Origin of the sequence: Telluribacter sp. (assembly GCF_035998675.1) — a bacterium.
In the GTDB taxonomy this organism is placed as follows: domain Bacteria; phylum Bacteroidota; class Bacteroidia; order Cytophagales; family Spirosomataceae; genus Telluribacter.
Window position 1 is genome coordinate 245,978 of sequence record NZ_DASYHI010000013.1, and the last position, 25,340, is coordinate 271,317.

Sequence of the window (25,340 nt, forward strand, 5' to 3'; positions counted from 1 at the left end):
TTAGTTAAGGGATATTGTTAATAATATCTGTTTATAGAAAAAACTACTCTTTGGTTACTACCTTATCCAGGTTCAGCAATACATTGGCCGATACCGCCAGCGCCGCCAATTCGGGTGACTTCTTTTCTCCGAATCTGAGCAGACTATCTACCTCCGCCGGATTTTTCTTATAGCCGACCAGAGAATTCCGGTAAACCTTCAGGAGCACGTTCAGGCTCTTTTCTTCAATGGGCTGGTAGGTAAGCAGGCGGTAGCCTTCCCTTAGTTGCTGTTCGGGCGTTTTGCCTCGCTGCTGCATGGTTTCGGCCAGCTTCTGCGCGGCTTCCAGGTATACCGGATCGTTGAGCGTCACCAGCGCCTGCAGCGGCGTGTTGGTCCGGATGCGCCGCGACTGACAGAACTCCCGGCTGGGCGCGTCGAAGGTAGTCATGGACGGATAAGGGGCGGTACGTTTCCAGTAGGTATACACGGCCCGCCGGTAGCGGTCTTCGCCCTCACTGAGCTTCCAGCTTTCGCCACTGTAAGGCGACAGCCAGATACCCTCCGGCTGCGGCGGCATCACACTCGGTCCGTACATTTTGTTCGACAGCAACCCGCAGGCGGCCATGGCCTGGTCCCGTACCTGCTCGGCGCTGAGCCGCACGCGCGGCCCGCGCGACAGCCAGGTGTTGTAGGGGTCTTTTTCCAGTTTCTGCTGGTCGACGCCCGAACTTTGGCGATACGTAGCCGAAAGTACCAGTTGCCGCAGTAGTTTTTTAGTACTCCAGCCCCCTTCTTCCATAAAAGAAGCCGCCAGCCAGTCCAGCAGTTCGCGGTGGGTGGGTTCTATACCCTGTGAGCCGAAGTCTTCGACCGTTTCAACAATACCGGTTCCAAAGAGCTGCTCCCAGAAACGGTTCACCACCACCCGGGCCGTCAGCGGATTATCGCGACTTACCATCCAGCGGGCCAGCCCCAGCCGGTTACGGGGGAGGTCCCGGGGCATGGCATTAAATAACTTGGGTACATCGGGCTGTACCTCCGGCCCCTTTACCAGCCAGTTGCCCCGCTCAAATACGTGCGTCTTTCGCCGCAGGTCGCCTTCGGCCTCCCAGAACACCGGGGTACTTTCGGCCCGGGCCTTTAGTACTTTAATATAGTCAAGCTGTACCCCGGCGTATTCCGGCTGGTTCTGTCCCGGCAGCGACTCCTGAAAAGCTATCCATTTAATACTGATCCAGTTTTTGGGCGTTTTGGGACTGTCAAAGTACATATAGAGATTATGCCGTCCCTGCACCGGCGGCAAGGAAAGTACCAGTACTGTATCAGCCGTAGGTACCTTGGTACGGGCCACCACGGGACCTCTCAGCGAATCCAGCGTGAGGGTCAGCGTAGCGTCTTCGGCTTTGGTACCTATCGATAGTAGCAGCTTGTCCTTATTGGTCAGCGTAACCCCCGGAATGCGCGCCGAACCCTGGTGCTGCGCCCCAAAGTACTTGGCGTCCAGCAGGGAGGCATTGACGTACTCGTCAAAATCGTGGGAGTTGATTTTGGGCTCCATCACCCGCATAAACTGCGCGAAGCGTGTCGTCTGCGCGGGGTTATGTTGGGTAATCCAGGCCTTGACGCGCTCCACCCGGGCGGAGTCCTCCCCTTTATAAAAACGGAGCGTGGGGGTTTCGGAGGTTACGTCTTCGTCGCGGGTATTGTTGAAAAACGCCAGGTACTTATAGTAGTCTTCGTGCGGGAAAGGGTCGTAGGGGTGGCTGTGGCACTGCACACAGGCAAAGGTAGTACCCTGCCACACCTCCCAGGTGGTATTGACTCGGTCTATCTGGGCCGCTACCCGGAACTCTTCGTCCTGGGTACCGCCTTCGTCGTTGGTCATGGTGTTGCGGTGGAAGCCCGTGGCTACCAGTTGCTCTTCCGCAGGCGCTCCGTCCGGGCCTTTCAGCAAATCGCCCGCCAGTTGTTCTATGGTGAACTGGTTAAAGGGTTTGTCTTCATTAAAAGACCTGATGACGTAGTCGCGAAAGCGCCAGATGGTCCGGCCGGGGTCGCGCTCGTAGCCTTTGGTGTCGGCGTAGCGGGCCAGGTCCATCCACATAGCTGCCCAGCGTTCGCCGTAGGCGGACGAGGCCAGCAGCCGGTCCACTACTTTCTCGTACGCATCGGGTGAGGTGTCCTTTATAAAGTCAGCTACTTCTTTTTCCGTTGGTGGCAGCCCCGTCAGGTCCAGACTGACCCGGCGAATCAGGGTGGCGCGGTCGGCTTCGGCGGCGGGCGTCAGACCATTTTCTTTTAATTTTCTCCGGACAAAATAATCTATCTCGTTTTTTGCCCACTCTCCGTCGGTTTCCCAAAACTTCAGACTCGCCAGCAGTCCGCCTCCCGATGGTACCTCCGGACGTTCCACCCGGTTGTAAGACCAGTGCCTGCCCCATTGAGCGCCCTGGTTTATCCACTTTTTAAGTACCTCTACTTCCTCTTCCGCCAGCGGCGCGCCTTCTTTGGGCATGCGCTCCTCGGGATCATCGCTCAGAATACGGCGGATCATTTCGCTGCCGTGGGCGTCGCCGGGTACTACGGGAATCTTGCCCGACTTGCCGGGCCGGATTATTTCTTCTTCAAATAGGAAGCTGACGTTGCCGGCTTTCTTTACTCCGCCGTGACAACCCATGCAGTTTTTATTCAGAATGGGCTTTACATCCTTGTTATAGTCTACTTTCTCCTCAAAAAGGCCCAGCCACGAAAAGGAAGACAGCAGTACCACCACTGCTACCCCCAGAAAGATCATCCAATTTTTCGTTGCCATAGACCTGTTGATTCAATACCAATAACCAGGAAGACGGAGCTGAGGTACCTCAGCCCTTACCTGTCTCTATATAAAGTACCAGCTAACCTTTTCTTAACCATACATCTAACGGAAAGATCAAAAGCAGGCAACTAATAACTCCGGCTTTCCTTCGTAGGCGCGTACAAAGTTCACTACTTTCTACTGGCTGCTACTTCCCGACCTGCCCCAGCGAAACGTTTTGTAGTAGTAGGAAAGTACTTCGCCAGGTAGGTTTGATTAGTAATTAGTAGTTATAGTCAATTTGTACTATTCGTAGTTTTTTAAGATTACAAAATCCATTTTCTGTAAACCTGTTTTTCCATTTCAATAATTTTTTACACCCACATATTCATTTTTCGGATTGCATTATCCACCATTCGGTAGAAAATATAATCGGATTGGAGAAAAATTAAACTTACTGCATAAAAAGAGTAGCAGCAGGCTGTCCGGGCAACGAAATATTAATCTAAAGTCTGTTGCAGAAATGTATAACTCCCTCATATAGCTCATTTAGGGAAATTTTATAACAATTATTCTACAAAATATAAATCTTGAAAGAGGATTTTTGCTAGAAGACCCCCTGCCGGAAAAGTTATAAATTCAAGCCTACCCGAGCGGTAGAGTAGCTTTTGCAAAAAATATTATAGCTTTAATACAATTTTATTCTGCTTCCTTTTTACACCACCACTTTTTATTGCAAAAAATTGAAAATTTCCGGGCTAAAATTTTGCACTGTATCATTTTAGCAATATATTTGATATGTCATTTAAGAATGATTGACTCCCAACCCACCAGATGTTTCCAGCCGCACTTGAAGCATTTGCAGATAAAAGAGTCGGAGCGTTGAACGTATTCTGCCAGGCAGGATGCCACGATGTAGTAGCCCGTTAAGCGCCTCCGGACTTGTTTTGATCTAGAACATACATAAACCTCAAACAGACCCGTGAACGAACCGCTTTCGTTGACGCAGGGGATCTTTTGTCCCGATTTTCTGCTCATGCCCGCTGTTCGTCCTCGCTAAGAGGTGTTGCTTTCCGGAAAAGCAAACAATCAGGCTTATGGCTGTGGCGGTTGCACGGTAGTGTGTGCGGCCCACGAATGTACAATCTGTCGCAGCCATAAGCTTTTTACCAACGGATTTCCATTTTCTAACCTATCTAATTAATTAACCGGAAACTTCCCATGAGAAAAACTATACTTGTTTTGATATGGGGCTGTTTGCTATCTACATTAAGCCTGGCCCAGGTGCGCCAGCTTTCTGGTAAGATCACAGCCGTCGAGGATGGACTTGGCCTTCCGGGTGCTTCTGTTATCTATAAGGGCACCAATGTCGGTACCAATACCGATTCTGATGGAAACTTTAAAATCACCGTCCCCGACGACGGTATACTCGTCTTCTCCTTTGTGGGCTACCTTTCGCAGGAGGTACCTATCGGCAGTAAAACTGGATTTGACATCAAACTAAGCGCAGATACCCGCCAGCTGGCCGAGGTAGTCGTAACGGCTTTTGGTATTGAGCGGGAGAAAAAAGCGCTGGGCTATACCGTACAGGAAATCAAAGGTAGCAGCCTCACCGAATCGCGGTCAACCAACGTAGCCAACGGCCTTTCGGGTAAGATTGCGGGCTTGCGTATACAGTCCAATGGTGGCCCCGGTAGCGGCTCTACTATTCAGATTCGCGGCTCTTCGTCTATCTCGGGCAACAACCAGCCCCTGGTTGTTATTGACGGGGTACCTATGCAGCAAGGTGGTAGCACCCAGACAGGTACCAGCACCACGGGTAGCAGCAACCAGATGGGGGGTGGTATCTCGGAGATTAATCCTGATAACATTAAAGAAATGTCGGTCCTGAAGGGGCCCAACGCGGCGGCGCTGTACGGTTCACGGGCGGCCAACGGAGTAATTCTTATTACAACCAAAAACGGACAAGGTACCAAAGGCATCGGGGTAGAGGTTAATTCCAACGTAACCTTTGAGCGCCCCTGGATCAAGCCCGATTTCCAGAATACCTACGGCGGTGGTAGTGGCTACCGTACCTGGTATAACGACGGCTGGAGTGGCTCTATCACTGATCCGGCGCAGGTACAGCAATACCGCGCGGTATATGACGCCAGGTACCCACTGGCCGGCTCGGCCGGAACGGACGAAAGCTGGGGAGCGCCCCTGGACGGCCGACTGGTACGTCAGTGGTGGACGGGTACCGACGTAGCTCCGCTTACGCCTCAGCCCAACAACTGGGAAGAGTACTGGGCCACCGGCCAGACCATCAACCATAGCGTGGCGCTTTCGGGTGGCAACGACAAAGGCTTCTTCCGCCTGTCCCTCGCCCGCGTAGATCAGAAAGGAATTATGTACTACAACGATTTTAACCGGACCAACTTCCGGGTTAATTCGGGCTATAACCTGGCCAAAAACCTAACCGTGACCATAGCGGGTGAGTACATCAAGTCGGGTGCTACCAACCGCAGCTTTACGGCGGGTCAGCAGTTTATCTGGGCGCACCGCCACGTGTCGTGGGAGCAGCTGCGCAACTACGAAGACTACACCGATGTACATATTCAGCGCGCCCTGCCCGGCAAACCGGCCGATAACGACCCGCCTAACTGGCAGCATACCTTCTTTACTAACCCGTTCTTTACGTCCCATCATCTGCCGTACGGCAACGACAAGGACCGTCTGTTAGGAAATATTGCGCTGAACTACAAGATTCTGCCTTCGCTGAGCCTGATGCTGCGCTCGGGTACGGATGTATGGAGCGATACCCGCATTAACGTTACCAACTTTGACCGCGTCCGCAACGGCAACCGTACGCCGGGCCGGTTCAACGAAGAAGTACTACGCCAGCAGGAGACCAACCACGATTTTATCCTGACCTACAACCGGGAGTTAACACCGGATATAACTTCCAATATTCAGGTGGGAGGTATTCACCGGACCAACTACCACAAGCGTAACTACTTCAACGTAAACGAAATGGTCGTAGACGGTATCTACAATGCCGGAAATTCGGTACCGAGCCAGAACACCATCGAAAGTCTGATTCAGAAGTCGCAGGTACAAAGCTTGTTTGCTGCGGCTAATTTTGGCTGGCGCAATATGCTGTTCCTGGACCTGACCGCCCGCAACGACTGGTCAAGTACCCTGCCCAGCAACGCCCGCTCGTACTTTTACCCGTCGGCTTCGGTGAGTGCGGTAGTGACCGATATGCTTAATGTACAGAGCGACATCCTGACCTTTGGTAAAGTACGCGCCAGCTACGCTCAGGTAGGTAACGATGCTGATCCTTACCAGTTGGCCCAGACCTTCACGTCGTCCGGCTCCTGGAATGGCTCCCTGCCCAGGTTCGCCGAGAGTATCTCCATTGCCAATTCCAGCCTGAAGCCGGAAATTACAACCGGACTTGAGTTCGGGGCCGACCTGCGCTTCCTGCGCGGTAAAGTAGGACTGGACGTAACCTACTACGAACAGACTACCCGTAACCAGATTCTGGGGGTTGAAATTTCCAAAGCCAGTGGCTACGACCGCCGTATCCTGAACGCCGGACAAATTACCAACAAAGGAATAGAACTGACCCTGTCGGGTACTCCCCTGAAGCTGGACAACGGCTTTGCCTGGGATGTGTCACTGAACTACTCCCGCAACCGCAACAAGGTAGAGGAACTGGCCGAAGGCCTGACTACCTACATCCTGGCTACCCAGCGCGGTATGACGTCAGAAGCCCGCGTGGGGCAGCCTTACGGTATCCTCTACGGAGTAGCCTTCGAGCGGTCTCCGGACGGACAGATTGTATACGGCGACAACGGGCTGCCCCTGCGGCAGGCCACGCAGCAGATTATTGGCAACATTCAGCCCGACTGGACGGGTGGTATGCTGAACACATTCAGCTTTAAAGGCTTAACCCTTACAGCACTGATAGACGCCCGCATAGGTGGTGATATTTATGACGAAGGTACCGGTACTGCCCGCTGGACGGGTCAGTACGCCGAAACGGCCCTGGGACGTGAGGAGGGGGTGATAGGAACGGGTGTGCGGGCCATGAAAGCCGCTGACGGAAGCGTAAGCTATGTACCTAACAGCATTATTGTAACGGCTAACCAGCTTTACGCCTACAACAACCCCCGTAACTACCACGAAGCGGCCATTTTTGACGCCAGCTACGTAAAACTCCGCGAGCTTTCACTGGGCTACAACATTCCGGCGGCGCTGCTCAAAAGAGTTCACCTGCAGTCGGCCAAGGTTTCGCTGGTGGGGCGCAATGTCCTGATGCTCTTCAGGAACACCCCCCACGTTGACCCTGAGTTTGACGCCAAAGGTGGCAACGCCCAGGGATTTGGATACGGCGAACTCCCCAGCTCACGCAGCATGGGTATGAACCTATCCTTCTCCTTCTGATGAGTGACAAACGTGTGATGTTTGACCGAACTTTAAAGATTTTCCTATGAAAAACCTGACTTCTTATAAAACCCTCTGGGCCCTGGCGCTGGCCAGCCTGCTGACCATCAGCAGCTGCACCGATAGTTTCGACGCCATGAACACTAACCCCAACAGCCCGACCGCCATTGGTGCGCAGTACCTGCTGCCAACCGGGATTGAATCGGCCGTAGACCGCTACTGGGGGCACCGTACCCGCTTTGAACGCATCAATATTGACGCCGCCGAACTGTACGTGCAGCATTTTACTCGCAACATTTACTCCAACGAAGGCGACAACTACGAAGTATCGCCGGCGCTGGTGGCCAACAACTGGAAAGGCTTCTTTAACGATGGTCTGCTCAATTTTCAGCGGATTATCATTCAGTCGGCGCCGAATGGCAAAAGTCCCAATGCCAACTACGAAGGCGTAGGCCTGGTGATGCGTACATGGGTGTTCTCGCTGCTGACCGATATGTACGGCGCTATCCCCTACTCGGAGGCGCTGGCCGGTACCAGCGATTCGCCCATCTACACGCCAAAGTACGACGCTATGGAGCAGGTGTACGCAGGCATGCTCAACGACCTGAAACTGGCCAACGAAAAGCTGAGCGTAACGGGTCCGGCTATCGCGGGTGATATTCTGTACGGGGGTGATATTCTGAAATGGAAAAAGTTCGCCAACTCGCTGCGGCTGCGGCTGGCCAACCGGCAGGCGGCCAAAAAATCCGCCGAGTCGCGGGCGATTATGGCGGAGATTCTGAGCGATGCAGCCAAGTACCCCATCTTTACCAGCAACGCCGACAACGCTACCCTGAAGTGTACTACCGTACTACCCAGCAACAACGAGTGGAACCAGGTGATGGTGCAGGACGGACGGACCGACTGGAATATCAGCTCTACCCTGGCCGACAAGATGAACGCCCTCGGCGATACCCGTATTACAGTATTTGCCAACCCTAATAAGGATGGTAAGTACCAGGGCCACCCCAACGGACTGCCCGACGCGGTTGCCACGGCTTACCTGGCTACCAGCTCCACCATCGGAAACTACTTCGTAAAAGCCGACGCTCCCGAGGTAATCATGACGTTTGCGGAATTAAACCTGATTCTGGCCGAAGCGGCGCTGGATGGTGATATCAGCGGCGACGCGCAGGGGTACTTCGAAAAAGGTATTGCGGCTTCTTTCAACCAGTACGGCCTGACGGTACCCGCCGACTTTATGACCAAACTGGGCACTCCCACCAAACAAAAAGTACTTGAGCAGAAATGGGTGGCGCTGTTCGGGCAGGGTATCGAAGCCTGGACCGAAAAACGCCGTACCGGATTCCCCGTATTCCCGGCGGCCGACAGCCGGGCCATATTCGTCAACGATGGCGTACTACCTACCCGCTTTGCCTATCCCAACTCGGAGTACTCCCTGAACGAGGTCAGTGTGAAGGCCGCCGAAACACTCAACGGTGGCCCCAACGACATGAAGACTAAGCTTTGGTGGGTAGAATAAGGCAGGCCGCAGGTAGTAAATCAGTTTCCAATTCACAGTAAATGACAAAGATTATGAAAAAATACATAACATACCTTTCGACCCTGAGCTGCGTAGTCGCTTTGGCCCTGGCTGTTACTTCCTGCAAGGTAGAAGACCCCTTTGTAGACCGGGTGGTGGCTCCGGTATTGGTTGATATCGTAGGGGCTCCTTTTGGTGCTCCCCTGGCGGCTGATCCTACAGTAACCTATTCGGCCGCCGACGCCAAAGTAGTCCTGAAAGCGCGTCTGCTCGAGCTGGACAAGACCAACATCCTGGACCATACCAGGGGCATTGACTCCCTACCCGTAGCGAACATTCCGATGAAGATCACGCTCCGCACCGGGGCGACATTAGGGGAGGTTTCGTCAAACGCCAGCGGTGAAGTTACGCTTGAAAAAACCTGGGCGGAACTGGGCCTGGCGGCTCCCAAAGCGGGAAATACCGTAAAAATTTCCTGGACAGGTACCCACAAGGGAATCACCTTTACGCGTCTGTCGCAGATTCAGGCCAAATAACAAGGTACCATTTCAACAACCGATTATTCAATCACTGCCAAAGAGTTAAAACCTGTTAAACCTACAATACTATGAATCAGAAAATAGACCGCCGTAATCTATTGAAGTCAGGCTTGCTGACCCTGGGAGGAATGGTTGCCGCTCCCCACCTGAGCATGGGTGCCTTTTCAAACGCGCCCCTCAACCTGGACCCCGAAAACCGGATTTTCCGCAGCCCCATGGTACGTGAGTACTTCCTGGACGAAAAAATTGCCCCTAAAATACTGGCTAAACTGAACGCGAATGAGAACCCCTATGGTCCACCCGTGTCGGCCCGTAAGGCAGTAGCTGCCTCGGTAGAAGGGGGTAACCGCTACGCCTGGAAAGAGCTGACTGATTTGATGGCCAAAATAGCTAAGAAGGAAGGAGTTACGCCGGACCATATCATGATGGGGCCGGGGTCATCGGACCTGCTGGAGAAAGTGGCGCTGGTACTTTTTGCCAACGGTGGTAACGTTGTTTCGGCTGACCCAACCTACATGTCGCTGATCAATGTGGCGAAGTCTACCGGTGCTACCTGGAAGGCGATTCCCTGCAAAGAAGACTGGTCGCACGACCTGAAAGCCATGGAAGCCGCTATTGACAAGGATACTAAACTGGTGTACGTATGTAATCCAAACAACCCGGTGGGTAGCGTCACGGCCGGTAAAGACCTGCTCGACTTCTGCTCACGCGTATCGGAGAAGGTACCCGTGTTTGTGGATGAAGCCTACCTGGAACTGGCCGTAGGAGCCGATACCGAAAGCATGGTGTCGCTGCTGACCAAAAAGAAAAACGTAATCGTGGCCCGCACCTTTTCCAAGATCATGGGTATGGCCGGACTGCGCGTAGGATACATCGCGGCCCTGCCGTCTACCCTGGATCAGATTCAGAAAATTACCCGGGGTGGTATGGGTATAGCCTTTACCTCCATTGCCGCCGCCAACGCCAGCCTGGACGACGCCGAGTTCCAGACCAGCACCCGCAAGCTGAACCACGAGGCCAAGCTGTACCTGTACGAGAACCTGGACAAAATGGGTTACAAGTACATTCCATCGTACACCAACTTCGTGATTTTCCCCGTAGGTATACCCGGCAAGGACCTGCTTACAAAAATGTCGGCCAAAGGCGTAGGCATCAGAGCTTTTGAGATTCAGGGCAAACCCTGGTGCCGCGTAAGTATTGGTACCATGGACGAAATGAAGCTATTTGTGAGCGCCCTGGGGCAACTTAGCTAAACCATGGGGCCTGTAGCGGGCCCGTTCGGGCGAAGCCGGAAACCTCCGGCTTCGCCTGTTACACCAGATAAACCTGACAGTTTCTATGGGCCAACAGACTTTCTCTGGCCGATAGTTAGTACCCCTTTAACTCATTTCAACTATGAGCGATGCCTTTCAAAAAACCATAACTTTATTACTGCTGATAGCCCTGGGACTGGTCCTGAGGTCTAAGTTTAAGAACAAAGAGCAGACCAACGGTATCAAGGAAATTGTGCTTTCGGTAGCGCTGCCCTCTACGATTTTTATCTCCCTGATGAAAATCGAAATGGACTCTACCCTGTTGCTCATACCGCTGGTTACGCTAGTTTTTAATTTCCTGATGTACTTTTCGGCGCCCCTGGCTTTTTCCCTTTTTGGCATTGAAAAGAACAGCTCTACCGGCCGTACCCTCATGATGCTCATTCCATCGCTGGCTCCCGGTTTGTCGTGCTTTCCGTTTATTGCTGAATTTCTGGGGCAGAAAAGTCTGGCCATTGCGGCCCTGGCCGATGTAGGTAATAAATTCTTTGTCCTGATTACGCTGTACCTGCTGGCTATGAACATGTTCCTCAAGAACAGTAGCGACGAAGAAACCAACACGGGTAGTAAAATCAAGAGTCTGCTGCTCAGTATGGTGCAGGAACCCATCAACCTCCTCATCATCCTGGCTATAGTACTACTGAGTGTGGGCGTTAACTTTACTACCCTACCCCCGGTGGTGACTGATATTTTTGATAAAACAAGCGCCCTGATGACGCCCCTCGTGCTGATATTCATCGGGCTGGCGGTGCAGCTGAAAGACGGCAAGAAAAAGCTGGTTACGTCTATCCTTTTCTTCCGGGCAGGTAGTACCATGCTCATCAGTGCCGGTATGATTTACGTATTTCACATCAGCGAGCCTTCTATGGTACTGCTGGCTATTGTGGTGCCCCTGAGTTCGGCGAGTTTCTGGCCACTGGCCCATATCTCGGCTTTCCACGCCAAGGAAGAAGCCAGGTCACTGGCCAAAGAAAAGCGTACCTTTGACCTGGAACTGGCCGTTTTGATGCTGGCTTTCTCGCTGCCTTTCTCCACCTTGCTCATTCTGGGAATCCTGTCGACCGGTACTTTATTTACCAACCCAACGGTACTGGTCTTCAGCGGGCTGGTACTGGTAGCGGCGGGCGCTATTCCTAACGTAGTAAGCAAAGCCTACGTCAGGCTTTCCAAAGCATAGAAATCTGTTAGTATTGTGTTTTATTCACCCATCATGCGTAAAACCATTTTCGTTCTGGCCATGGTACTGTCCGGTGGCAGCGCTTCGGCGCAGTCGCCAGGGCAGCCGGTAGCAACGGTCACTCAGGGTACCGATACGGTGGCGGTTAAGCCGGCCGAGAAGACGGATTATTACTTTCCGGGCCATGTACCCATTACCATGGGCGATGGCAGTTTAAAACCCATTTCGGCTGTACAAACCGGCGATATCGTCAAGTGCTACCGGAACGGCCAGTTGGTAACGACCCGGGTACAGCAGGTAGATGTCCAGGAAAACACCTGTGCTGCCGTCACGGAGCTGTACCTGCGCCCGGTGGACGAACGAACCGCCAGCCGCAGCACCTGGCCCCTGGTACCGGCGCTGCTGCTGGAAGCTACTCCGTCGCGTCCGGTACAGACCGGTTTGGGACCCAAGGCGGTGCAGGAGCTGGTAAAGGGCGATGTATTGTATCACTTTGAAGCGGCAACGGGGGGCGTGTCGGCCTGGAAGGTAGGTATTATTCAGGCCAACGCCAGTACCCTGACCAGCGTGTATAACCTCATTACGGAAGCCGGGTCTTACCTGGTTGAAAATATGGTGGTACTAAACAAATAATTTCATTTCAGGATAAACAAATAAGCAGGAGCCCCAAAACCGGGGCTCCTGCTTATTTAGGAAAGTACCTTCATTAATCAAAAGGGAAGTGCCTTACAGCGGTTTGTCTTTGGGGGTATGCACCACCGGCAAGTACACCTGGAACACCGCTCCCGGCCCGGATTTATTTTCGGCCCGGATATAGCCATTATGAAGTTCAACGATGCGCTTGCAGATGGTCAGGCCAATACCCGTTCCGGTGTAACTTTCTCTTTTGTGGAGGCGCTGGAAAAGCATAAACATTTTGTCGGCGTACTTCTCATCAAACCCGATTCCGTTGTCATCAAACACCAGCCTGACGTAGGGTTGCCCGGGACTTATGACCAGAGGTACCTCAGGAACGGGGGCGGTAAGTACAGTACCGGTAATGCTTATGACCGGGTTGTTGTCCGAAAACTTGAGCGCATTGCCGATGAGATTGCCAAACAGCTGGCTCATCTGTACCGGAATGGACTGAATATGAGGCAATTCACCACTATCAATTACGGCCCCTTTTTCAGAGATGAGTAGTTCAAAGTCGTCCAGTACCTGCCGCAGTACCAGATTCAGGTCGGTAGTGATGAACGATTGCTCTTTCTGGCTCAGCCGACTGTAGTTCAGGATGGCCTGCAGCAGGACCGACATACGCTGGGCCGAGGTATGTATCTTGGCCAGGTAGTTGGCCTTCTGCTCCAGGTGCCAGTTATTCTGCAGAAGATTTACAAAGGTTTGAATTTTGCGCAATGGCTCCTGCAGGTCATGGCTGGCTACGTAGTTAAACGATTCCAGCTCTTTGTTGGCGTGCTGCAGCTGCGCGTTTTTCTCTTCCAGCGAGCGGTTCGAATGGTGCAGTTCCTGCGTACGCTCCGCTACCTGTTGCTCCTGTTGCTCCGAGAAAGCTTTCTGCATATCAATATTGGTAGCCGTACCAAACCACCTGAGTAGAGTACCTTCCGCGTCCCGCTGGGGGAAACCCCGGCTCAGGTGCCATTTGAAAGAGCCGTCACACATAGCCAGGCGGTGCTCTATCTCGTACACGGTACCGGTGGTTACGGCCTTCTGCCATACTTCCAGCGTAAGCGCCCGGTCGTCAGGGTGGACTACACTTGCCCAATGCCATTTTCCGTCGGCCCCCTGGGTAGCGCCCGACAGTTCATTTACACGTTTGTTGTAGTAAGTTACTATTCCGTCCGGATCGGCTATCCAGACCACCTGCGGCATGGCGTCGGCCAGTTGAATGAGTTGCTGCTGACTTTCGGCCAATTTTTTTCCGGCTTCTACCTGGCTGGTTACGTCATAGCCAACGGCGATTATCCCTTCAACGGTGTCCTGCTTGCCCCGCAGGGCCTGGTACTTTATGTTGAAGTACCCATTGTACATCAGCCCATTTCGTTTAAACACAACAGGGATTTCATCAACCTGCTGGGGCTCCCCGCTCTGCAGTACTTTATTGATAACGTCCTCAATGGGGGTCTCTTTCAATTCCGGATAAACTTCAAAAAGAGGCTTGTCCAGGAGCGTTTCGGCCCTTCTGCTGACCAGTTCACAATAGGCCGGATTCACAAAGTCATAGACCAGCGCGTCGCCCAGCAAAATGGCAGTCGGAATATGCAGTTGATCAAAGTACCCGTACTTTTTTTCGCGTTGCTGTAAAGGGTATTCTTCCTGCTGATTTGACAGCATAGGTCCGCCTTTTGTCTTAGGAAGTACATTCTTCTCCATTTACTATTGATTGATTTGTGAACAAGCCCCCAGAAAGGACAGCAAGTGGTTGACCGTCGGGCCAACCTTACCTGTTTCTTTCAGGTACCTGAGTCAGAAAATTTCAAATGGATTAAATAACCGCAATCCCTTACCAGACTATCTACCGTAAAGTAGTTAGTAAATGGCATGAACAGGCAATTACATTTTGATGTAAAATTAAGATAATGCTCAAATAATCAATGCCATTTCGATTATTTAGCCCTATTTATCTCCACAACTCCTTTGCAAAGGTGTAGAGTCAATCCAGAAACTACCTTTCCACCCTATACGCTCCCCAAAGGACTGGTCTGGGGCGTTTGGTGCCGGTCCTGGTGGCACGGGTACAGTAGTTTCAGCCCCAATGCTGGCTTTAAAAGTAAATTCAACCTGTACCTAATGCATTTGAAGTCGTATTGCTTTCTGCTTTTCATCTTAGTACTTACCCACCTTGCCACGGCCCAGCAACGATTTTTTAATCTGGGTGATTTTAAATTGGAAAACGGACAGGTAATTAAAAATTGCCGCCTGGGCTACCGCACCGTCGGCACCCTTAACCCCAACCACTCCAACGCCGTACTGGTACCTACCTGGTTTACGGGTACCAGCCAGCAGAAATTATCCATGGCCGCTCCGGGTCAGGTAGCCGACAGTACCCGCTTCTTTACCATTGTAGTTGATGCCCTGGGCAATGGGGTGTCGTCCTCACCTTCCAACAGCAAAGCGCAGCCCAACGGTCAGTTTCCCACTTTCTCCATCCGGGACATGGTACGGGCCGAGCACGAGCTGGTTACCCGGCATCTGGGCCTGCCCCACCTGTACGCCGTAGCGGGCATTTCTATGGGTGGCATGCAAAGCCTTGAGTGGTTGTTTAGCTACCCCGGCCTGATGAACAAGGTCGTTTCCATTGTAGGTACGCCCAACCAGTCGGCCTATGACCGCTTCCTGTGGGGTACGCAACTGGCCGTGCTGGAACGGGGTAAGTACAGTACCGACGCCATGAAAACCGTGGGCGCTCTGCACGAAATGCACCTGACCTCGCCCAGTTACTACTACGCAAAGCTCCCCACCGAACAGGAATTCCGGCAACATGTACAGGCCAAGGAGGCCGAATACGTCAAAAACAATAATCCTTACAACTGGGCCTCGCAGCTCAGAGCCATGCTGGGCCACGATGTATTCCGGGGCCGCGACCGGGAAGAGGCCCTCCGGAGTACCCAGGCAAAGGTACTGGTGGTGGTAGCCTTGCAGGACCACATGGTCAATCCGCTGTCGGCTATCCAGCTGGCCCGCGACCTGAACGCCGAACTCCTCGAGCTGACCGGCAACTGCGGCCACCTGGCCAACGGCTGCGAAACCGACAAGATCAGGGAAAAAGCAAAAACATTTATGGCACTACAAGCTGAGTAAACAAGTACCATCACCTGTGCCTGTGTCCCCACAAGCACAACTACAGAGTAAGTAGTAACCACCAAAGGGTGGGTATAACAACTAAACAAGTACCTAAAACCTAACTCCAATTACACCTATGAATCGTCTGACATCACTCCTGCTCGTACTATTTCTGGCGCTTGGCGCGGGTACTACTGCCTGGGCGCAGACCGCTACCAAACCCATTCGTATCATCATGATCGGCGCGCACCCCGACGACTGCGACCTGAAAGGTGGGGGTACCGCCGCGTTGCTGGCCTCCATGGGCCATGCCGTTAAATTTGTGGCAGTGACCAACGGCGACGCAGGCCACCAGACCATGAAAGGAAAAGCCCTGGCCAAACGCCGCTTCGCTGAGGCCCAGGAAGCTGGCAAGCGCTTTGGCGTGACCTACGACGTACTTGACAACCACGATGGTCAGCTCCTGCCCGACCTCAAAACCCGCTTGCAGCTCATCAAAAAGATGCGCGAGTGGGACGCCGACGTGGTCATAGCCCCGCGCCCCAACGACTACCACCCCGACCACCGCTACACCGGCGTACTGGTGCAGGACGCCGCCTACATGGTAGCGGTACCTAACGTGGCTCCCGAAACGCCCCGCCTGCAGAAGAACCCGATATTCCTGTACTTCCAGGACCACTTCCAGCGCCCCAACCCCTTCCGGCCCGACGTAGCCATTGACATCACGCCCGTGTACGCCCAGAAGGTACACGCCCTGGACGCGCACCAGTCACAGGTGTACGAGTGGCTCCCCTGGATCGGTGGCTTCCTGGACCAGGTACCTGCCAACAAAGCCGAGCAGGAACCGTGGTTAGCTAAAACCCGGGCGACAAGAATAACACCCGAAGTACGGGCCTCGCTGGAAAAGTGGTACGGCAAAGACAAAGCCGCTCAGGTACAACACGCCGAAGCCTTTGAAATTTGTGAATACGGCGCCCGCCCTACCGAAGATGATTTGAAGCGGTTGTTTCCGATGCTGAAGTAAAGTATAACTACCAGATAATTAAGTAGCTATCAGAAATTAGCTTTTAGTGGTTAGTTCTCTAAGTTGCTGTATAATACCGGATTGTAAATAATTCTAATGCAAAGTACTTTTGCGCAAGTACTTAACTATCAAGGGTGTTACACTACTATTTTCTAGGTTAGGAAATAGTAGTGTAACATTTTTATACCACAATTCAAGCAGTTTAATCGAAATGAAACATTATGAAGTGTGGGGAAGTACTTACTCTACTTCCTCTCCCGCTTCAGAAGTTCTTCAAAGTCTCCGTTGACCCAGCGGGGCTGACCAATATAACCCGGTGAAACAATAAAACGCCCCGTCTGGGTGTCTAGGATAACCGTCTCTCTATCCCCGGCTACGACCTGGAAGCGGCGTGTATCAATAATATCAGACGCTGATTGGCCTTTCCCGGCAGGTGTAAAATTGGCTAGTAGCAGAATGCCCCCAAGAGTAAAGGCTCCTACAAAAAATGATTTGATGTCAAGAGAGAAGTGAATGGTTTTCATGGTCGATGAAATGGTTAGTTTGTTGTTAGTAACTGTAAAAAATGCTTGTATTTGACTATCTGCAATGTCCGCTCAAAGTACTTTATTACTTGATTTTTACCAAACACACCCATGAAAGCCGCCACTTACACCGAATACGGACCGCCCTCTGTCCTGAAAGTACAGGAGGTAGCGAGGCCGGTACCCAAAGACAACGAGGTACTGGTGCGCGTCCACGCCGCTACCGTCAACCGCACCGACTGCGCCATGCTGCGGGCGAAGCCGTTTATCATGCGCTTTTTTACGGGATTGCGACGGCCCCGCAACCCCATTCCGGGTACCGAGTTTGCGGGTCAGGTAGAAGCCATGGGCAAAGACGTAACGGCTTTTAAAGTCGGGGACCGGGTGTTTGGGTTTGAAGATATAGGCCTGAGTACCCAGGCCCAGTACCTGACACTGGCCGAGGACCGGGCCCTCACCCATATACCCAAAGGTACCTCCTACGAGCAGGCGGCGGCCAGCTCCGAAGGTACCCACTACGCCTATAACTTTATCAATAAAATCTCCCTCGTGGCCGGGCAGAAGGTACTTGTAAACGGCGCTACCGGGGCCATTGGGTCGGCGGCGGTGCAGCTCCTGAAGTTCTACGGCGCCCGGGTAACGGCGGTTTGTGCTACCAGGAATCTTGAACTGGTCAAAGCCCTGGGGGCCGAGCGGGTCATTGACTACAGCCGGGAAGACTTCACCCAACAGGACGAGAAGTACCATTACGTTTTTGACACCGTGGGCAAGAGTTCCTACGGCCGGTGCAAGCCGCTGCTGCTGCCGGGGGGCGCGTATATTTCGTCGGAGCTGGGGTATGGAGCGCAGAATATTTTCCTGGCCCTGGTAACGCCGCTGGCGGGTGCTACCAAAGTGATATTTCCTATTCCGTCCGATTACAAAAAGAGTATCCGCCTCGTCAGGGATCTTACCGAACAGGGAAAGTACCGGGCCGTGATCGACAGTACTTACCCCCTCGACCAGATTGCCGAAGCCTACCGCTTTGTAGAAACAGGACAGAAAGTAGGGAATGTGGTAGTAACCATGTGGTGAACTGACTAGTCGCTGGTAGTTGTGGCGGGCTGTTTTTGTCTTCTATTGCGCGAAGCAGCGATTTTCTCGGCCTTGTTCCTCCACCGCGCTCCACCCAATATTAAACAATATTTTACTACCTTTACCAGATAAATAAACGAATATCGGCTGAATGGTAACAAATGTATTGATTGTAGAGGACGATGAAATCACCATTAGCTTAGTGGAAAGGGCCATCAGGAAGTATAGTTTCGCTGAAAACATTACGATTCAGCGAAACGGACAGGAAGCCCTGAACTATCTGGCACTGGTAGCTGCTCAGGAAGGCAACAGAGTACCTGATCTTATATTTCTGGATGTTAATATGCCCGTCATGAACGGCTGGGAGTTTCTTGACACCTTTACGATATTGTCAAAGGAGCAATTTCCCAATACCTGCGTCTGCATATTGTCGTCTTCCATGGATCCTGCGGATAAATTAAAAGCACTGAGTTATTCCTGTGTCATAGATTTCCTGCCTCAACCTTTAAAAGCTGGTAATTTGAAGTTTCTCGAGCAATTTTTTGTTCAACGAAAGGGAATATTTGAAAGCGGTACTTCAAATCCTGCTTAGGGTACTACCAAAATACCTTACCTATACAATCAGGAAGTTACGGCCGAACTCAGCCGTGGCTTTTTAATTCCTTTCCGGACCCGACCTCCCGCCGGGCCACCGCGCTCCTCCACCAAAAGTACCCGGCCCGCTTTCCCCTTTGAAACCGGCCAGCCACCGGGCGAAAAACGGATGATATTCGTTTACGCAGATGGATGGAGAACTACCTTTCGTTACCCAGAAAACACTTCCCCGCTTTTGAGGTTATTTACCAAGTACCAGCCACTGCTCTGGCTTGCCACCTGCACTTTCTGGTTTAAACATTAACCACGTACCGGGATTCCTGCTCACACGCTCCCGGAGCAGGTACGTTGGTAAAGGTACTTCACTGGTAAAAGAATAACTTAAAATCAAGGATAACTATGCGTTGGCAGGACTTACGGAGAAGCAGAAACGTAGAAGACCGCCGCGGCATGTCCAGCGGAGGCAAGGTAGCCGTGGGTGGGCTCGGCTTTGTGATTTTGCTGGCGATTGGCCTCCTCACCGGCCAGGACCCGGGCGAAATCCTATCCCAGATTCAGGGTAGTGAGCAACCGACCGCACAGAATGAAACACGCCCGGCGGGGCCGCGACCCGATGACCAGATGGCCGATTTTGTATCGGCAGTACTGGGAAGTACCGAAGACGTATGGACCACAATTTACGCCGAAAACAACTCGCAGTACCAGGCCCCTACCCTACAGCTATTTGACGACGCCACCCAAAGCGCCTGCGGCGGTGCCTCCGCCGCGATGGGTCCGTTTTACTGTCCGGCCGACCAGAAGGTTTACATTGATCTTTCGTTTTGTGACCAGTTGAGGGAGCGGTTCCGCGCGCCCGGTGAGTTTGCCGTGGCCTACGTGGTCGCTCACGAAGTAGGCCACCACGTGCAGAACCTGATGGGGATCTCGGACCAGGTGCAGCAGCAGCGCGGGCGGCTGAGCCGGGCCGACTACAACAAGCTCTCGGTGCAGCTGGAACTGCAGGCCGATTTTCTGGCGGGCGTGTGGGCCAACCGGGCGCACGAAATGAGCAATATTCTGGAACCCGGCGACCTGGAAGCCGCCCTGACTGCGGCAAATGCCATTGGCGACGATAAACTACAGAAAGAATCGCAGGGCTACGTAGTACCCGATGCGTTCACGCATGGTACTTCCCAGCAACGCATGTACTGGTTCAGGAAAGGGTACGAATCCGGCGACCTGAGCCAGGGGCGTATTCAGGATATACGGTAAATTTCTTTTATAGTACCCGTGCCACGGTTTTGAACCGTGGCACGGGTAAGCCCCTCCTACTCCTTGGGTACTACATACTCAAAGCCAAAGTGTTTTGCGTAATCCTCAAGGGGAGGAAGCCCCATCTCTGCTCGTCGTTTATTCACATTTGGCTCATCTTCAATAGGTTCGAATCCGGCAGGTTTACCATCCGGGCCATTCCTTACCTGGGAACCAAATAGTTGCTTCTGACCTTTGAAAACGCGGATACGATCCACCAGTAAAGCCAGGTGTGATTTATCTAATTCGCCCTGTTGAGCCGCTTCCTGTATCAGGGGGAAGTACTTTTCCTGAACGGCCAGTGCAGCGTGCTGGATCACTAACCAGGCCGTTATAGATTGATCTTCGCCGACCAGCGTTTTACCGGGATAGCCATGCTCTTGAAGGATCCGCTCTATTTTGGGAAGATTGACAGAATCAACACGCTTCATCTCTTCCCACACGGGTTTTGCCTCCGGAGAATCAAAGCCGTACTCGCGGCCAACGGTGTCCATCTTCAGCCGGGGCTTCTGGTCAGCTTCACGAATCTGCTTTAACTCGCGTTCAAGGTCTGGGTTACGTCCTGCGGCTCTCTTTTCTTCGTCAAGGTACTGCTGAAAGTCCGCGGCCAGGGCGCTGGCTCGCAAAGGGGCTAACTCCGGATGCTCCTGCTGATCTTCCCATATTTCCTCGCTAAGTTCCCAGTCTAAAGCGATGGCCTTTTTCATATAAATATGGGCCTGCTCCTTCTGCTGGCACTGACAGGCACATACCGCAGCCCGTAAGGTACTCATGGCACTTGTATGGGAAACCGAAAAGGCCCGTTTATACTGGGTGAGGCAGGTAGTACAATCTCCCACTTTCAGGGCTTTTAGCGCTGCCTCTACGGCATTGATATAAACGGTATCCTGCGTGGCGTAGATAACCTCCTGAGCTACCGCAGGCCCGTTTAGTATCCACAGGAAGCCCAGAGTTAGTAGTAAGTGTTTCATTGGTAGCGGTGCTAGACATGAGGTACTTTACCTTTATTTTTTTCACGGGCTTTAAAATAGGCAGCCCATAAACCTGCCAGAATGATTACAGGAGAATAACTGGAAAGTGGAGGCTTGATACCGGATGAATAAGTGCGAAAGAACACCCATACCATCGTCAAGGACATGGCTACCAATAGAAAAGGCATCCATTTTTGCTCATATAAAGAAGGCTTACGAACCAGTTCGGTGTTGGTTTCGACTACGTACTGATTGATGGTACGTTCCAGATCATCACATAAGGCTTCAAATGCCTCGGGCTTACAAAACTGATAATTCGCAACCAGCCTGAACTTGGTGTTATCCGTAAAGGTACAGCTTAGCCTGGTACCATTATAGTGTTCTACTTTATAGGATTTAAGCTCACTAAACCGGATGTGCCGGGTTTGGTTGAAAAGGATAACGGTAAGCGACGTATCCTCCAGGTGGGCTTCTCCCACTTTCTTTATTTTCTTCTTATTGAGAAAGAAAACGAGAAAAGGGGTACCTATAGCCAATGTGGCATAAAGTGTACTTCCTAGGAGAGGGGCCATGTAGGGTATACCAAGCAGAAGAACTATTAGCAAAACAAAGCAGGTACCTAACAGGAGGAAAAGGGCTTTTTGATTGGTGTACTCGTAGGTATAGTGCTTCATGGGATGGAGTGGTTAGAGGATGGATGGATCAGTTTTCCGATTGCCCCTGAAATATAAGAAACCTTTACATATAGTAGTAGGCGCTCTGCTTTATTTTTTACTACGGTAAAGCCTGCTTATCCGTGGCACGGTTTGAAACCGTGCCACGGGTAGCGAGTCCCTGGTGTAGTCCTATAAATCACCTAAAACTTTACCCCCAGCGCCGGGGTCACGGTAGCATCGAATCGCGTTGCCACCGTTGGCAGAGGTAGTTTTCCTTTCTTTTAAAGTTTCTATTAAATCAGAAATAAATATAAAACCCGCTGATTTATAGTATATTTACCTGTAACGTAGTATACTATATGTTTTTGACCTCCCGACGAGGGTCCGGTGCATTAACATAGAAAGTATTTACCTCAGCAACCCACGTAGCAGAAGCTTTTCCTGGTATGACAACGCCCGTTCAGGTCTTACTGGTAGATGACCATCAGATTATTTCCGATAGCCTCTCGCTGTTATTCGGAACCATGGAAAACATTGAAGTAGTAGGTACCCTTAATGACAGCCGAAAGGTAATGGAGTTTCTGGAACTGAATCAGATAGATGTACTTGTAACGGACCTGAACATGCCTTACCTCAACGGAATAGAACTGACGGTAAAGGTGCGGGAGTCTTACCCGGATATGAAGGTACTTATGCTTACAGTGAAAGATGAACTGGATGCCATACAGGACGCTTATCGGGCGGGTATAGCGGGATACGTTATGAAAAAAGCCAACCGGACCGAACTGGAAAATGCCCTGCGTACGGTAGCTTCGGGACAGAAGTACTTCAGTGAGTCGGTGATGCGGGAGTTGATGATGGGTACCCCCCGGCAGGAAGAAAACGCTGACCACAAGGATTTTGCGCAACTCACCAAACGGGAGCTGGAAATTGTGCGTCTGATTGCTCAGGAATTTTCCACTACCGAAATTGCCGACCGGCTTTTTATTAGTGTAGGTACCGTCGAAACCCACCGGCACAACATCATGCGAAAACTCGGGGCCAAAAATTTCATTGGCATTATCAAGTACGCCATTAAGTATAAGATTCTGTAATAATCGCTTCCTCTACCGGAATCTCCACCCTTACTTTGGTATGGTTGGGCTTACTTTCTACCTGCCAGGTACCTCTTAGCTGCTCCACCCGGTTCTGAATATTGCGCAAACCGACCCCGTCGACCCGGGAGGTAGTTGCGTTGAAGCCCACGCCGTCGTCACTGACGGTCAGCACCACTCGGCTGGTCTGGTAGGTGAGGCTAATCCAGGCGTGGCGGGCTTTGGCGTGCTTGATGATGTTATTGACCAGCTCAAGAACAATGGTGTACAACTGGTACTCCACCGCAATGGCAAGCCGGTTTTCGTTCCCATCAAAAACGAAGTTAAACTCCACCTTATCATTCCCTTTCAGTTTACCAATCAGGGTCTGGAGAGCCACCTTCAGCCCCCGGGTTTCCAGTTCTTCGGGTACCAGGTTGTGCGAAATCAGCCGTATATCGCCGTACACATCGTTAATCATTTCCAGCACGTCACTTACAATTTTCTGGTCTGAGCTTTGCCATCCCGCGCCGTTCAGGGCTTCCAGACGCCAGCGTACAGCCGCTACCTTAGTATTCAGATTATCGTGTAATTCCGAGGCCATACGCTCCCGTTCCATGGTTTGTCCGCGGGTCAGGGCTTCTTCTATTTCCCGGTTCTTGGCCCTCAGTTGTTCATTGTTTTTCCGGAGGCGGCGGTTTGTCCGGCTAATATAAACCATACTGGCAATTCCGGACAGAAGCAGAATTATCAGAAAATTCCGGGTTTGGACCAGGCTTTCATTCTCAAGATTTTTAATCTGGCTTTCGCGTTTTTCGGCGTCGTAACCGGCCTGTAGCTCATTGTACTTGTTCTGTAACTTGTAGCGCTCCATGCTATCTTCGTGGGCTTTGTGCTCTTCCAGGTACAGGAGCGCGCTCTTGTAGTCGCCCGCTTTTTTGTAGGTACTGTACAGGTTACTCTCCGCCCGCGACTGCATTTCCTGCCAACCCGACTCCCGGGCGAAATCCAGGCTGGTCCGGCGGTATTCGATGGCTTTGCCGTACTGTCCTTTTTCTTCGTATACATCGGCCAGGTCGGCGTATATCGCAAATATCACCACCCGGTTATTGTACTTCCGGGCTATCGCCAGCGCTTTCTCACGGTACTCGTTGGCCAGCTTTTCGTTTCCTAATCTAGCGTAACAGTTAGCCAGACAATGCGGATTATCCGCTTTCAGATTGGGACTGGTGGCCCGGGGCAGGAGCTTTTCAACCTGCTTGTAATAGCTTAGGGCTTTGCGGTAGTTTTGTACGCCAAAAGAGCTGTAGTAGTTGTAGTCGCCAAAAAAATCCAGAATCCAGCCGAGGTTGTTCGTATTCTGATTTTTTTCGGCCAATGGGCGAGCTTTTTCCAGGTACTGCAGGCAGCGGTCAGTCAGGCCGTTGTTGTTAAGCACAAAAGCGGCCAATACATAGGTATAGGTCAAATCGTACAGGTCGCCCCCCGCCTTTTCCAGTTCTTCAATTGCCTGGGTGTAGGCACTGAATGCTTCCGTATATTTACCTTTAACATCAAAGCTTTTACCCAGTGCCCTCAGGTATAGCCCCCGGGATTTTTTCCACTTTGCCTTAGCGGTAAGCAGCCGAAGAGAATCCAGATAAGCCCCGGCCCGGGGATCGTTCTGGTTGAAAAGCCGCTCAGTGAGCAGGTTAGTTGTAGCTACCAGCGTAGAGTCGCGTCCGGTGGAAGCCTGCTGCTTAACTATAATTTGCCGACGCGTAATCAGGCTGTCAGTCGTCAGGTCCTGCGCCTGGACCGTATGAAACGACAGGAGCATCATTATCCAAAACCCAGATTGTTTTGCGATGACCATACGCACTCAGTTAATAAATTTCGAAGAACTGACCAATGACTTTTATAAGGAAATATACAAAAAATCAATGTATAAAGAAACTCACCCCTACATTGGCCCGGACCGTGCGGATATCCGGGCGGTCCTCAAAGCCGGAACCATTTCCCAGAAAGCTGCTGATTTTGCCGTAACTCCCCCCCACCGAAGCATTTAGGGCCAGGTTTTCTGATAAAAAATAACGCAAACCACCCGAAGCCATAATGGCCGGCCCTTTCATCCGGAACTCAAAGGAGTTACCATTCAAAAACACCGGATTAATCAGCAAATTATGGCTGCTGTACCCTACTTCCACAAAGGGCCTCAGGCGCTGCAGGGTACCTCCCAGGTTCATACGCAGCCCCGCTCCCAGCGAATTCATACGGTAAACGTCCCATTCCTCGGGGAGGTTGTGCCGGAAGGAGAAGCCCTCGTAGCTAAGAAAAACTTCAAAGCGCTGATTGAACCCGTACCCGACGCGTAACCCCGCGCCCAGGCCGTTGGGTTCCAGCTCGTCCAGTTGGTCAAAAAAGCTGGAGGACCAGTGGCAATAGTTGGCAGTACCGCTTAGGCTGATTCCTTCGGTATTGGACCGGATGTCCTGAGCCTGGATGCCCCAGCCCAACAAGAGCAAAGCAGAAATAGTAGTAATAATAGTAAGGCGTTTCATGACAGATGGGTAGCTGGTAGATAAGTGGAATGTAGTATGGTTAGTAAGAAAGG

General features: G+C 51.9%; 19 protein-coding genes. 12 read left to right on the top strand and 7 right to left on the bottom strand.

The features are described 5' to 3' along the window. Nucleotides 1-43: 43 nt before the first annotated feature. Nucleotides 44-2,794 (bottom strand): DUF1553 domain-containing protein, encoded by a 2,751-nt coding sequence (locus VGN67_RS05910; protein WP_327485855.1) that lies wholly within the window; start codon nucleotides 2,792-2,794, stop codon nucleotides 44-46. Between the two features lie 1,203 nt (nucleotides 2,795-3,997). Here VGN67_RS05910 and VGN67_RS05915 point away from each other — a divergent pair. The 6 genes from VGN67_RS05915 (at nucleotide 3,998) to VGN67_RS05940 (ending at nucleotide 12,391) form a co-directional block, all read left to right on the top strand. Then, nucleotides 3,998-7,207, top strand: coding sequence for a SusC/RagA family TonB-linked outer membrane protein (locus tag VGN67_RS05915; RefSeq protein WP_327485856.1), 3,210 nt, complete (start codon nucleotides 3,998-4,000; stop codon nucleotides 7,205-7,207). Nucleotides 7,208-7,253: 46 nt separating this feature from the next. Further along, nucleotides 7,254-8,729 carry a SusD/RagB family nutrient-binding outer membrane lipoprotein gene (locus VGN67_RS05920; protein ID WP_327485857.1) on the top strand — a complete coding sequence of 492 codons (1,476 nt, stop codon included), beginning with the start codon at nucleotides 7,254-7,256 and terminating at the stop codon, nucleotides 8,727-8,729. 53 nt (nucleotides 8,730-8,782) lie between these two features. Beyond that, nucleotides 8,783-9,265 (top strand): hypothetical protein, encoded by a 483-nt coding sequence (locus tag VGN67_RS05925; RefSeq protein ID WP_327485858.1) that lies wholly within the window; start codon nucleotides 8,783-8,785, stop codon nucleotides 9,263-9,265. Nucleotides 9,266-9,336: 71 nt separating this feature from the next. After that, on the top strand, nucleotides 9,337-10,521 hold the full coding sequence (locus VGN67_RS05930; RefSeq protein WP_327485859.1) for a histidinol-phosphate transaminase: 1,185 nt from the start codon (nucleotides 9,337-9,339) through the stop codon (nucleotides 10,519-10,521). Nucleotides 10,522-10,663: 142 nt separating this feature from the next. Beyond that, a complete protein-coding gene (locus VGN67_RS05935; RefSeq protein ID WP_327485860.1) occupies nucleotides 10,664-11,758 on the top strand; it encodes a hypothetical protein in 1,095 nt (364 codons plus the stop codon). Nucleotides 11,759-11,791: 33 nt separating this feature from the next. Continuing rightward, complete coding sequence (locus tag VGN67_RS05940) at nucleotides 11,792-12,391, top strand: hypothetical protein (RefSeq protein WP_327485861.1); 600 nt, start codon at nucleotides 11,792-11,794, stop codon at nucleotides 12,389-12,391. A gap of 93 nt (nucleotides 12,392-12,484) precedes the next feature. On the opposite strand, the gene VGN67_RS05945 is transcribed toward VGN67_RS05940, so the two are convergent. Continuing rightward, on the bottom strand, nucleotides 12,485-14,131 hold the full coding sequence (locus VGN67_RS05945) for a sensor histidine kinase (protein ID WP_327485862.1): 1,647 nt from the start codon (nucleotides 14,129-14,131) through the stop codon (nucleotides 12,485-12,487). A 264-nt stretch (nucleotides 14,132-14,395) separates the two neighbouring features. On the opposite strand from VGN67_RS05945, the gene VGN67_RS05950 reads away from it, so the two are divergent. Together VGN67_RS05950 and VGN67_RS05955 are read left to right on the top strand one after the other, a co-directional pair. Continuing rightward, complete coding sequence (locus VGN67_RS05950) at nucleotides 14,396-15,559, top strand: alpha/beta fold hydrolase (RefSeq protein ID WP_327485863.1); 1,164 nt, start codon at nucleotides 14,396-14,398, stop codon at nucleotides 15,557-15,559. 118 nt (nucleotides 15,560-15,677) lie between these two features. Beyond that, on the top strand, nucleotides 15,678-16,565 hold the full coding sequence (locus VGN67_RS05955) for a PIG-L deacetylase family protein (RefSeq protein WP_327485864.1): 888 nt from the start codon (nucleotides 15,678-15,680) through the stop codon (nucleotides 16,563-16,565). Nucleotides 16,566-16,810: 245 nt separating this feature from the next. On the opposite strand, the gene VGN67_RS05960 is transcribed toward VGN67_RS05955, so the two are convergent. Continuing rightward, nucleotides 16,811-17,089: a hypothetical protein gene (locus VGN67_RS05960; protein WP_327485865.1), complete on the bottom strand. Its 279-nt coding sequence runs from the start codon at nucleotides 17,087-17,089 to the stop codon at nucleotides 16,811-16,813. Nucleotides 17,090-17,200: 111 nt separating this feature from the next. Here VGN67_RS05960 and VGN67_RS05965 point away from each other — a divergent pair, with 111 nt between their 5' ends. From VGN67_RS05965 to ypfJ, 3 genes are all read left to right on the top strand, one after another. After that, nucleotides 17,201-18,163 (top strand): NAD(P)-dependent alcohol dehydrogenase, encoded by a 963-nt coding sequence (locus VGN67_RS05965; protein ID WP_327485866.1) that lies wholly within the window; start codon nucleotides 17,201-17,203, stop codon nucleotides 18,161-18,163. 151 nt (nucleotides 18,164-18,314) lie between these two features. Beyond that, nucleotides 18,315-18,755, top strand: a complete 441-nt coding sequence (locus VGN67_RS05970; RefSeq protein ID WP_327485867.1) for a response regulator — start codon at nucleotides 18,315-18,317, stop codon at nucleotides 18,753-18,755. Between the two features lie 401 nt (nucleotides 18,756-19,156). Beyond that, complete coding sequence (gene ypfJ, locus VGN67_RS05975; protein WP_327485868.1) at nucleotides 19,157-20,008, top strand: KPN_02809 family neutral zinc metallopeptidase; 852 nt, start codon at nucleotides 19,157-19,159, stop codon at nucleotides 20,006-20,008. A 56-nt stretch (nucleotides 20,009-20,064) separates the two neighbouring features. Here ypfJ and VGN67_RS05980 read toward each other — a convergent pair whose 3' ends face one another. Together VGN67_RS05980 and VGN67_RS05985 are read right to left on the bottom strand one after the other, a co-directional pair. After that, nucleotides 20,065-21,018, bottom strand: coding sequence for a DUF6624 domain-containing protein (locus VGN67_RS05980; RefSeq protein ID WP_327485869.1), 954 nt, complete (start codon nucleotides 21,016-21,018; stop codon nucleotides 20,065-20,067). Between the two features lie 11 nt (nucleotides 21,019-21,029). Further along, complete coding sequence (locus VGN67_RS05985) at nucleotides 21,030-21,692, bottom strand: hypothetical protein (RefSeq protein WP_327485870.1); 663 nt, start codon at nucleotides 21,690-21,692, stop codon at nucleotides 21,030-21,032. A gap of 428 nt (nucleotides 21,693-22,120) precedes the next feature. On the opposite strand from VGN67_RS05985, the gene VGN67_RS05990 reads away from it, so the two are divergent. Further along, entirely contained in the window at nucleotides 22,121-22,768 is a 648-nt protein-coding gene (locus tag VGN67_RS05990; RefSeq protein ID WP_327485871.1) for a response regulator transcription factor, read from the top strand. Here the strand turns inward: VGN67_RS05990 and VGN67_RS05995 are convergent. Both VGN67_RS05995 and VGN67_RS06000 read right to left on the bottom strand, forming a co-directional pair. Further along, nucleotides 22,749-24,602, bottom strand: a complete 1,854-nt coding sequence (locus VGN67_RS05995; RefSeq protein ID WP_327485872.1) for a sensor histidine kinase — start codon at nucleotides 24,600-24,602, stop codon at nucleotides 22,749-22,751. The genes VGN67_RS05990 and VGN67_RS05995 overlap by 20 nt on opposite strands. Nucleotides 24,603-24,666: 64 nt before the next feature. Further along, entirely contained in the window at nucleotides 24,667-25,287 is a 621-nt protein-coding gene (locus VGN67_RS06000; RefSeq protein WP_327485874.1) for an outer membrane beta-barrel protein, read from the bottom strand. Nucleotides 25,288-25,340 lie beyond the last annotated feature (53 nt).

What these genes read in the sequence shown, in the direction of transcription:
- VGN67_RS05910 (WP_327485855.1), bottom strand. Translation starts at nt 2,794, where the DNA reads ATGGCAACGAAAAATTGGATGATCTTTCTGGGGGTAGCAGTGGTGGTA.
- VGN67_RS05915 (WP_327485856.1), top strand. Translation starts at nt 3,998, where the DNA reads ATGAGAAAAACTATACTTGTTTTGATATGGGGCTGTTTGCTATCTACA.
- VGN67_RS05920 (WP_327485857.1), top strand. Translation starts at nt 7,254, where the DNA reads ATGAAAAACCTGACTTCTTATAAAACCCTCTGGGCCCTGGCGCTGGCC.
- VGN67_RS05925 (WP_327485858.1), top strand. Translation starts at nt 8,783, where the DNA reads ATGAAAAAATACATAACATACCTTTCGACCCTGAGCTGCGTAGTCGCT.
- VGN67_RS05930 (WP_327485859.1), top strand. Translation starts at nt 9,337, where the DNA reads ATGAATCAGAAAATAGACCGCCGTAATCTATTGAAGTCAGGCTTGCTG.
- VGN67_RS05935 (WP_327485860.1), top strand. Translation starts at nt 10,664, where the DNA reads ATGAGCGATGCCTTTCAAAAAACCATAACTTTATTACTGCTGATAGCC.
- VGN67_RS05940 (WP_327485861.1), top strand. Translation starts at nt 11,792, where the DNA reads ATGCGTAAAACCATTTTCGTTCTGGCCATGGTACTGTCCGGTGGCAGC.
- VGN67_RS05945 (WP_327485862.1), bottom strand. Translation starts at nt 14,131, where the DNA reads ATGGAGAAGAATGTACTTCCTAAGACAAAAGGCGGACCTATGCTGTCA.
- VGN67_RS05955 (WP_327485864.1), top strand. Translation starts at nt 15,678, where the DNA reads ATGAATCGTCTGACATCACTCCTGCTCGTACTATTTCTGGCGCTTGGC.
- VGN67_RS05960 (WP_327485865.1), bottom strand. Translation starts at nt 17,089, where the DNA reads ATGAAAACCATTCACTTCTCTCTTGACATCAAATCATTTTTTGTAGGA.
- VGN67_RS05965 (WP_327485866.1), top strand. Translation starts at nt 17,201, where the DNA reads ATGAAAGCCGCCACTTACACCGAATACGGACCGCCCTCTGTCCTGAAA.
- VGN67_RS05970 (WP_327485867.1), top strand. Translation starts at nt 18,315, where the DNA reads ATGGTAACAAATGTATTGATTGTAGAGGACGATGAAATCACCATTAGC.
- ypfJ (WP_327485868.1), top strand. Translation starts at nt 19,157, where the DNA reads ATGCGTTGGCAGGACTTACGGAGAAGCAGAAACGTAGAAGACCGCCGC.
- VGN67_RS05980 (WP_327485869.1), bottom strand. Translation starts at nt 21,018, where the DNA reads ATGAAACACTTACTACTAACTCTGGGCTTCCTGTGGATACTAAACGGG.
- VGN67_RS05985 (WP_327485870.1), bottom strand. Translation starts at nt 21,692, where the DNA reads ATGAAGCACTATACCTACGAGTACACCAATCAAAAAGCCCTTTTCCTC.
- VGN67_RS05990 (WP_327485871.1), top strand. Translation starts at nt 22,121, where the DNA reads ATGACAACGCCCGTTCAGGTCTTACTGGTAGATGACCATCAGATTATT.
- VGN67_RS05995 (WP_327485872.1), bottom strand. Translation starts at nt 24,602, where the DNA reads ATGGTCATCGCAAAACAATCTGGGTTTTGGATAATGATGCTCCTGTCG.
- VGN67_RS06000 (WP_327485874.1), bottom strand. Translation starts at nt 25,287, where the DNA reads ATGAAACGCCTTACTATTATTACTACTATTTCTGCTTTGCTCTTGTTG.